The sequence below is a fragment of the Nostoc sp. NOS(2021) genome (assembly GCF_017115025.1).
Classification (GTDB): Bacteria; Cyanobacteriota; Cyanobacteriia; order Cyanobacteriales; family Nostocaceae; genus Nostoc.
In genome coordinates this window covers 1-5,989 of sequence record NZ_JABXKM010000236.1, presented here as the reverse complement: position 1 = coordinate 5,989, position 5,989 = coordinate 1, and the positions used below count along the sequence as shown (strand labels likewise).

The window sequence follows — 5,989 nt, the reverse complement described above, 5'->3', positions numbered from 1 at the left end:
ACTGGGGACTGGGGACTGGGGACTAGGGACTAGGGAATGGGGACTGGGAAGATTTAGATGGGGATTCAGACCCCAAGCAAATCTTACTCATATTTTCTTGCCCAGTACCCAGTCCCCATTACCCAGTACCCAGTCCCGGAGGGCCCATCCCGATCGCAATAATTCTGTAGGATTTGTCATAGTCAACTTTTGAACTTGAACGCTTTTTTACAATTTCAGAGGGATTACTAACCCCATTACAAATTTGTTTGGCTACAAGAAAACTCGCTTTACCGATAGCGATTCTTCAACACTGCTCAAAATAAGTCAAGATCAATCTCCCCAGAATCAAACTGCTTCCCCTGTTGTTTGAGTAATTGTGCTTGGAGACTACGCAACAGGGAGCGCAAAACATCAGTCTTAGTCCGTTTGAACCGCTTGCAGTACTGCTCTAGAAGTTGCCGTTCTTCTAGAGACAATTGAAAAGTGATCCATCCTTGCTCTTTTCTCGGCATAGTTACTACCAATAATGTTGGTAATATTCTAGCAGTTGATACAATAACTGCGATGCCTGCGCCGACGCTAACCAGAGACGTAATTGTGATGCTTTCTTAACCCTTCCTACTCCCCATTCCCCATTAAGTTCACCTTTGGGGAACAAAACTCAGGAGTTCTTCAACCGTGAGACTGCGCTTAACTTTTACTGACTGATGCTTTACAGCATCCAGCACTGATTGAATTTCTGGCTGACTGAGTGTGATTCCATGTTCTTGCAGCACACTAAATATCAGATGCCGACCGGAATGTTTACCTACGACAAGGCGACGTTCCCAACCAACATCTTCCGGCGCGAACGGTTCGTAAGTACCGGGATTTTGCAACACGCCGTGAGCATGAATACCCGACTCGTGTGCAAAAGTATTTTCACCCACGATCGCTTTCCAGGGAGGAACCGGCCAATTTGCAGCTTTCGCAACTAACCGTGATAGTTCCAATAGCCGTTTTGTATTAATGCCCGTTGGAATCCCGTAGAGGTGTTTCAGTGCCATCACCATTTCTTCCAGCGCCGCATTACCTGCGCGTTCGCCAATCCCATTTACCGTGGTATTAACTGATAGCGCCCCTGCTTCAATACCAGCTAGCGAGTTCGCCATTGCCAGTCCAAAATCATTGTGCGTGTGCATTTCTATGGGAATGAATAGATGATGCACCAGGGAGCGAACTTTGCTGTAAGTGTTCAGAGGGTCGAGAATTCCTACAGTGTCACAAAAGCGAAACCGGAAAGCTCCCAACTCTTGAGCATAAAACGCCACATCCAATAGAAAAGATGGATCGGCTCTGGAAGAATCTTCTCCGCCAACAGATACAGATAAACCGCGATCGCAAGCGAAATTAATCGCATCCCGCAGAAGATCCAGCATTACCTGCTGCTTACCCCCAAACTTCGCGGCAATCTGAATTTCTGAGACAGGAACGGAAATATGCACCCGTTCCAAACCACAATCTATAGATGCCTGGATATCGGACAATTTAGCACGGTTCCAGCCAAGTAATTGGGCATTTAATCCCAGATTGGCGATCGCTCGGATCGATTCTGCTTCTTCTTGCCCCATTGCCGGAACGCCAATTTCCAGTTCTGGAACACCAATGGCATCCAGAAAAGTGGCGATCGCAATTTTTTCTTCCACGTTAAAGGCTACACCCGCAGCTTGTTCACCATCTCGCAAGGTTGTATCGTTAATCTGAACGGGATGTTTATTCATAGTCAAGTGATGATTCATGAGCAGCTAACTTGTTGGGTGATTTTGATTTGCTTGACGAATTCGTAATTGAAACACAGAGCAGCTAACTTGAGTTGTGGAAAGTAAAAGACATATTCCTTTGTCGTGGGATCATAATTACGAATTACGTTAGCGTAGCGGTAGCGAGTCCGCGTACTCTGTAAGAGTTGCAAGCTACGCTTTTAGCGTCTCGTAGAGAGCGTCATTACTAAATATTTGCTACAACTTCCCCAATCTTGCTAATATCATAGCCACCGAGAATCTCTAATTGCGATCGCACTAGCTGATGTCCCAAGATACTGAGAAACTGCTTTACTGGTTCTTCTTCCAAGTATTCTTTAATAATCACCAAGTCGTATCGCGCACTATGAAGGGGGATAAATCCCAACCCAAAGGCAGCAGCTATAGATGCCGTACTGATACCTGCATCAGCAATTCCTGAAACTACAGACAAAGCAACATCTTGATGGTTGTGAACAATACGGTCAAATCCTTTCACAGTCGGAAATGGTACTCCTTCTTCTTGGAGTTTGCGTTCCAAAAGCATCCGACTGCCAGAACCCACTTCATGGGTGACAATAGTTGCTCCAAATTCTACTAAGTCGGAAACTGTTTTAACTCCCATTGGGTTTCCTGGTGGGACTAACAAACCTTCTTCCCAAACTCCAAGGGTAATCAAAACGGCACTTTTACCCGTTAAGGCTTCCCGCACAAAGGGAATGTTATGTTCCCCAGTTTGGGGATCGTATAAGTGCATCCCTGCAATGTGAACTTCACCTCGGCACAGACTACTCAATGCAGCCTTGCTGTGGGCGAAATGATAATGAACTCGCAGTTGCGGATGCCAGCGTTCAGTTGCTCTTGCTAAGAGGGAAAGCACAGGTGTACAACCAGCAATCACAACTGTATTGTGCAGTTTGTCTATATCATCCAGAAGCCTTACCAGGACTTTATTTGTACCGATCTGGCTCTGTGCTTCACCCGCAGAGTGACGCTCATTACTAGCTACCTCTGACGCTAATGGCAATTTGCTGATGCTGGCGAACTCTTTCACCCTTACGGATTCCCCAGCATCAGGGTGAATCACTGCCAGCGTCTCACCATCGGCTGGAATCATTTCGATCCGAAAAGCATCGTTTCCAACAAGGGGATAAGCTATCCATTGATCCCCAACCCGCGCTAGACTAACTCGTGATTGCTGTTGCTTAGGGGCTGATCCCGCAAGAATTGCCTCAACTTCTGGTAAATCTTCCTCAAACCAGAATAAGTCCTCGACTTGGCAGCCAAGTGCCTTGGCTAAACGTAGTGACATCGCAACAGAAGGGGCATATTGTCCCAATTCCACACCACCAATACTCTGACGAGTTACGCCAGCTATATTAGCTAATTCTTGCTGACTCATGCCCAAGCGAGTTCTAATTGACTTCAGGTTATTGCAAAGATTCACATCCAGTTTCATGAGGCTGTATCTCTCCGTTAGAAAAAGCCGCAGCAGACAAACTTAAATTTGTTGGGTCAATAGCAAGGTTTTCTAGTGTTTGCCGTTTTTGTTGAAAGACATGTTGATGTTTTGACAATTTTGCTGATCTTCTGCAAGCATAACATACATATTGCTAGAATACTTGCATCTTTGGATACGATTTAGCGTAGGCGCAGCCCAACCTAGCGTAGCTTGCCGCCGTAGGCATCGCCTTTTGATCATCTGCTAACCAAATCGGTGATCACCAAGAGAAAACGCTTCAATCGCAAGGCATCAAGTATTTACAAACTCTCGCTTTCGTGTAAAAATTTGTTAGGAAAGCATAACTTTTAGTCCGAGTACGGTGAGTCCTGATCTAAATGCCAACTGCCTTTTTGAGTTGGTACCGCCACCCAATGAAGTTCCAACCATAAGATCGGGTTCTTTTCCTTCAACCTTGAGGCGCGATCGCGGATAATACGTGTAGCGTTTATGCAAACAGCGTCCAATATCCCCAAATCTTGGGCAACGCCTCGGAAAATGTCTTGGTAGGCATTGACTGAGGCAAACAGCATATTAGGATAATAAACGACAAAATGTTGTATGAGTTTTGGGGGGCAGCCCCAGTAAGAGTTTACGAGTTCGACATGGCAGTACTGGAGCAACTCACCGAGTTTGGGACAGCGCCCCTGAGCTATGGTGATAAATTTTTGGACTAAAACCTCTTCGGTCAACATAATGAGTTCTCCTCCTTCAATGAGGTAGACGAATTTTGGCGTGGTTCAAAACGCCGATTTCTCAAATGGTGTTAAGAAGTTTACGCAGTTTTTTCTGCTGTTTAAAGTCAGAGATTGCCAATTGCTCCAGACACTTTGTATAAGGGATAATCCCTACTGCATCGTCCTAGTCAAGAGGCATCTCCGAAAATGAATCTGCAACCCTTGTGGAGTTTGGGCTGATACCTAATGTCTGGAGGTGTCTAAACAACCCAAACTGTACCAGCAGTTCCTCTAGGCGATCGTTAGACATAGATTTCGGAGTGACAAAATCTGTATTCTGGTCAATTGCCGTTGCCAGGTTGCGATAGTGCTGCGCCTGTTCAGACTCAGGAGCATACTCAATCACCGTCTTGCGGTGGAACTCTGCTTGCTGCACCATATTGTCTCTGGGTATGGAGTAGATCATTTGAGTGCCCAGTTTCTCTGCCAGAGCTTTGATCAAATCATCTTCTTGATCGACTTTGCGAGAGTTGCAAATCAATCCTCCCAGACGTATACCGCCTATAGGAGCATACTTTTGAATGCTTCGGCAGATGTTGTTGACGGTATACATTGCCATAATTTCCCCAGAAGTGATAATGTAAACCTCTTGAGCTTTACGTTCACGAATGGGCATGACAAATCCACCGCATACCACGTCACCCAGACCATCATAAAATGTATAATCAAGTCTAACTGCATCATCATAAGCACCAAGTTGTTCCAGCAACCCAATTGATGTCAGAATGCCTCTACCTGTACATCCCACACCAGGTTCCGGCCCACCCGATTCCACACACAGCGTCTTCCCCCATCCCTCCTGGCGGAAGTCTTCTAGATTCACATCTTCTTCTTCTTTACGCAACGTATCAAGTACAATCTTCTGGTGGAATCCCCCCAAGAGCAGCCGGGTGGAGTCTGCTTTCGAGTCACACCCTACAACCATCACCTTACGACCTATATCAGTCAGTCCAGCCACTACGTTTTGAGTCGTTGTAGACTTGCCAACTCCCCCTCTTCCATAAATAGCAATCTTCCGCATAAAAACCTCAGTAATGGCGCAGACTTATTGATTCGGCTCCAAGATTATGGTGTAATCAAGCAGAGTATTGAATCAAATTGGAGTTGTAGTTTTTGAAAGAGTTCACTGTCGAGATTGTGACAGCATCAACGTAGTCAGAGTGTGGACATCAGCTGTCTATCTAGCACTAGAAATATTGCAGTTACCTGCTAGAAATTAAACAGCTTCTTACAGATATGGCAGTAAATATTAGTGGGATGCGAGATACAACAAGGGTGATAAAAATTAGTTGCAATCCTGTCACTAATCATTCAAAAAACTTCCACAGCTACGACAGGTAAATGATACATTTCTGCTTGATCACAGCAAGACAAGCATTATTTTTGCTGCAAGGAAGATACATAAAAAAATCAGTCCAGCCTACGCTATGGCAACAGCTTCGCCAAACGAAAAACCGATTTTTAGGCGGTTTTGCTCCACTTCGATTAACGTTATGCCGTCACCAATAACTGATGAGGCTGGTCTGATACTCACTTCAAAGGAATCTAAGGAGTTTTTATTCTGGTATTAGATTCCCTATAAATAAAGAATATCATACATCTGGCCAATTTACTTGCGCTGAAAAACTAATTTACAAACAGTATTCGTGGTTACAATTACTCATCAGCTAGAAAGCCTCAAAGCAAACAATTGCGCTTTTCCTATTGTTTTGATTTGAGCAATTATCGCCGATTTTTCCTTTTTAAGACATCCCGAATCAGGACAGTAATTAAATTATTTCTCTCTTCAGATATAGTTAGAATAGTCTGTCTATTGGAATCATTGAAAATCTTATATATCTAGTAGTAAATATTCGTTTTAATCTAGACAGTTCTGTCTATTTATAACTGGTTTATCTCGATTTATCCAATATTTATTTAGGCGTTTGTTACCAGTTTGACTATTATTAATTAAAAAGGTTGATAGGATTTTGAAATCAAGGAACTCAAAG

The 5,989-nt window shown here is 44.2% G+C and carries 7 protein-coding genes and 1 pseudogene; 2 read left to right on the top strand and 6 right to left on the bottom strand.

Annotated features, from left to right (window positions below; genetic code table 11):
• Positions 1–193 (top strand): annotated as a pseudogene (locus HWQ41_RS24940) (hypothetical protein); the annotation flags it as partial.
• Positions 194–296: 103 nt separating this feature from the next.
• Here the strand turns inward: HWQ41_RS24940 and HWQ41_RS24935 are convergent.
• The 6 genes from HWQ41_RS24935 to nifH form a co-directional block, all read right to left on the bottom strand.
• Complete coding sequence (locus HWQ41_RS24935) at positions 297–494, bottom strand: hypothetical protein (protein WP_292768994.1); 198 nt, start codon at positions 492–494, stop codon at positions 297–299.
• Positions 495–623: 129 nt separating this feature from the next.
• Positions 624–1,742 (bottom strand): homocitrate synthase, encoded by a 1,119-nt coding sequence (gene nifV / locus HWQ41_RS24930; protein WP_292768991.1) that lies wholly within the window; start codon positions 1,740–1,742, stop codon positions 624–626.
• 226 nt (positions 1,743–1,968) lie between these two features.
• Positions 1,969–3,219 (bottom strand): substrate-binding domain-containing protein, encoded by a 1,251-nt coding sequence (locus HWQ41_RS24925; protein WP_292768988.1) that lies wholly within the window; start codon positions 3,217–3,219, stop codon positions 1,969–1,971.
• Complete coding sequence (locus HWQ41_RS24920) at positions 3,191–3,337, bottom strand: hypothetical protein (protein WP_292768986.1); 147 nt, start codon at positions 3,335–3,337, stop codon at positions 3,191–3,193. Before HWQ41_RS24920 ends, HWQ41_RS24925 begins: the two co-directional genes overlap by 29 nt.
• 232 nt (positions 3,338–3,569) lie before the next feature.
• Positions 3,570–3,956, bottom strand: coding sequence for a hypothetical protein (locus tag HWQ41_RS24915; RefSeq protein ID WP_292768983.1), 387 nt, complete (start codon positions 3,954–3,956; stop codon positions 3,570–3,572).
• Positions 3,957–4,122: 166 nt separating this feature from the next.
• Entirely contained in the window at positions 4,123–5,019 is an 897-nt protein-coding gene (nifH, locus tag HWQ41_RS24910; protein ID WP_292768980.1) for a nitrogenase iron protein, read from the bottom strand.
• Positions 5,020–5,204: 185 nt separating this feature from the next.
• Here nifH and HWQ41_RS34365 point away from each other — a divergent pair, with 185 nt between their 5' ends.
• Positions 5,205–5,339 (top strand): IS1-like element transposase, encoded by a 135-nt coding sequence (locus HWQ41_RS34365; RefSeq protein WP_366931705.1) that lies wholly within the window; start codon positions 5,205–5,207, stop codon positions 5,337–5,339.
• Positions 5,340–5,989: the final 650 nt, after the last annotated feature.

What these genes read in the sequence shown, in the direction of transcription:
- HWQ41_RS24935 (WP_292768994.1), bottom strand. Translation starts at nt 494, where the DNA reads ATGCCGAGAAAAGAGCAAGGATGGATCACTTTTCAATTGTCTCTAGAA.
- nifV (WP_292768991.1), bottom strand. Translation starts at nt 1,742, where the DNA reads ATGAATAAACATCCCGTTCAGATTAACGATACAACCTTGCGAGATGGT.
- HWQ41_RS24925 (WP_292768988.1), bottom strand. Translation starts at nt 3,219, where the DNA reads ATGAAACTGGATGTGAATCTTTGCAATAACCTGAAGTCAATTAGAACT.
- HWQ41_RS24915 (WP_292768983.1), bottom strand. Translation starts at nt 3,956, where the DNA reads ATGTTGACCGAAGAGGTTTTAGTCCAAAAATTTATCACCATAGCTCAG.
- nifH (WP_292768980.1), bottom strand. Translation starts at nt 5,019, where the DNA reads ATGCGGAAGATTGCTATTTATGGAAGAGGGGGAGTTGGCAAGTCTACA.